Below are 2506 nucleotides of genomic sequence, written 5' to 3' on the forward strand. Positions count from 1 at the left end.
GTTCACATGGCTCAATTCTCAATGGAAATTATGCGCCTAACCGGCTCAGTTTCGCGCGGAAACCAACAATGGGTTGCCAACGGCGCTCATGGAACCCTGTAGGCCTGCGGCATCGAGCGCTCGTCGATAGGTCTCACTTGCGTATTGGCATCCGCGGTCCGTGTGGTGAATGCAGCCAGGCGAAGGCTTTCTGTTCTCGATGGCTGAATGTAGTGCGGCCAGCGCTAGCGGCGTATCTAGGCGTTTTGACAGGCCATAGCCGACGACTTTCCGGCTGCAGGCGTCGAGAATGACGGCAAGATAGCAAAAGCCGACGGCGATGCGGATGTACGTGAAGTCGGCCACCCATACCATGTCGGGCCGCGACGGGATCACATTGCGATAAAGGTTCGGGTAAATCGGCGAATCGTGGTTGCTATCCGTCGTGCGAACATACCGCTTGCGAGGCTTGATACTGAGGCCATTGGCCCGCATGACGCGGGCGACACGCTTGTGATTAACGAGGTGGCCTCTTCGATGAAGCTCGTGTGTCACGCGCCGGTATCCGTAGCAGGGCAGCTCGTCCTGAATGTCTTCTATGATTGCAACGAGCTCGCTGTCGCCGAGATTTGAAGCTTTTGCCGTTGATCGGTAATAGTAGGTGCTCCTCGGGAGATCGATCATTTTGCACCCCCGTCTGACAGAGCAGGCCGGGGGCCGCTGATGATGGAGGAGCTCGCGCTGGCGGCGGCGATCGGCTGGCGCGGTGTTTTTTTCACCAGGTCCAGCTCCATTGTGAGCTGGCCTACCTTGCGTTCGAGCGCCGCGATATGGGTCTCGTACTCCGCAATAACGCTAGCCTCGGCCTCTTCATCATTCAGTTCGCCGCGATCGAACTGCGTGAGCCATAACTGGATGAGGTTGGCCGAAACACCGTAGGTGCGCTGCACGTCGCGCCGTCCAATAACACCGTTTCGGATATCTTGGCAAAGCTGCAATTTGAACGGCGTCGAATGCCGACGATATGGACCTCTGGACTTCATGAGCCTTCTCCGATTGAGGCCCGCAGAGTGTATCAGTTTTTCTTGGTCCCGTGGTCCAACCCGAGGGGTTCACTCCAATATGGGGTCAACTTTCCGCGCCGATTGACACCTTCAAGCCTTGGCGCCGGCCCATATCATCGAAGCCGGCCTGCCGAGCGAACGGCTTCTGGCTTATATCGCGGTGTCCAAATATGCCGACGGCCTTCCGCTCTATCGTCAGGAAACGATCTACCTGCGCGACAGCGTGGTGCTGAGCCGATCACTGATGGCCCAGTGGATGGGCCATTTGGGCTATGAGCTGAAAATCCTGGCCGATTATATCCTGGAGAAGATCAAGGCAGGTGAAAGGGTCTTTGCCGACGAAACGACATTGCCAACCCTGATGCCTGGGGCAGGCAAAACAATGACGGCCTGGTTGTGGGCCTACGCACGGGATGATCGTCCGTTCGGGGGATCAGGGCCGCCAATGGTCGCATACCGATTTGAAGACAGCAGAGGTGGGCGATGTGTTGCACGTCATCTGAGCGGCTTCAGTGGCATTCTCCAGGTGGATGGGCACGGCGCCTATACCAGCATGGTCAAAGAGCAGCTCAAGTCCGGTTGCAACGAGACCATGACATTGGCCGGGTGCTGGGCGCATGTCAGGCGCAAATTTTACGAACTGCATATCGCGGGCATCAATCAGGCGGCGACAGCCTCGATGAAGGCGATGGCCGAGCTGTGGACGGTGGAGGACGAGATCCGCGGCAAGAATGCCGACATCCGTGCGGCCCTCAGACAAAAGCGGTCCGCAGCCATTGTCGCCCATCTCTTTGACATCTGGGAGCGGGAACTGGCAAAGGTCTCCGGCAAGTCCAAGACAGCCGAAGCGATCCGCTATGCGATGACCCGCCGGCAATCTCTTGAGCTCTTTCTTCAAGACGGCCGTATCGAGATCGACTCCAACATCGTTGAACGGGCAATCCGCCCCCAAACCATCACGCGCAAAAACAGTCTGTTTGCCGGAAGCGAAGGCGGGGGCAACACTTGGGCGACGATCGCCACCCTTCTGCAGACCGCCAAAATGAACAACGTCGATCCGCTCGCCTGGCTGACACAGACGCTCATTCGAATGGCTAACGGATGGCCAGCCCATGATATCTAAGCTCTCATGCCCTGGAACTTCACGTCAGACGTGGCCGGCTAACCGCTTACTTTCGATGCGCGAGCCGGGGAGGAAAGTCGTATCGCCCTTCGAAAGCCCGCCTACCGGCTCTACCCGATGCCCATCGACGACAGGACTTTCATTGCGCGTATGTCCTGCCCATTCATAGATATCTTGAAAGATGTAGCCATGCAAAGCCTTCAGATGTGCTGCGTCGTGAGTACCGGTCGGGCCTTTTCCCTCGGCCAGCTCTGTAATCCTTGAGTCCGCAATCGCGTACTCGGCTTCGCGTAGTTCTGAATAGCTCCTGATATTGAGCTTGTTCTTCAGAACATCCTTG

At 57.3% G+C, this 2506-nt stretch carries 2 protein-coding genes and 2 pseudogenes; 1 reads left to right on the forward strand and 3 read right to left on the reverse strand.

The annotated features are described in order from the left end of the window. Positions 1 to 45: 45 nt before the first annotated feature. On the reverse strand, positions 46 to 663 hold the full coding sequence (locus E8M78_RS20045) for an IS3 family transposase (protein WP_137136737.1): 618 nt from the start codon (positions 661 to 663) through the stop codon (positions 46 to 48). Further along, complete coding sequence (locus E8M78_RS20050; RefSeq protein WP_137136738.1) at positions 660 to 1022, reverse strand: transposase; 363 nt, start codon at positions 1020 to 1022, stop codon at positions 660 to 662. The genes E8M78_RS20045 and E8M78_RS20050 overlap by 4 nt, the downstream gene beginning before the upstream one ends. A 109-nt stretch (positions 1023 to 1131) precedes the next feature. Here E8M78_RS20050 and E8M78_RS20055 point away from each other — a divergent pair. Continuing rightward, a pseudogene (locus E8M78_RS20055) lies at positions 1132 to 2166 on the forward strand (IS66 family transposase); the annotation flags it as partial. Here E8M78_RS20055 and E8M78_RS23620 read toward each other — a convergent pair. Next, positions 2131 to 2506, reverse strand: a pseudogene (locus E8M78_RS23620) (hypothetical protein); the annotation flags it as partial. The pseudogenes E8M78_RS20055 and E8M78_RS23620 overlap by 36 nt on opposite strands.

This window comes from Rhizobium sp. FKY42 (genome assembly GCF_005222835.1).
Taxonomy (GTDB): domain Bacteria; phylum Pseudomonadota; class Alphaproteobacteria; order Rhizobiales; family Rhizobiaceae; genus Neorhizobium.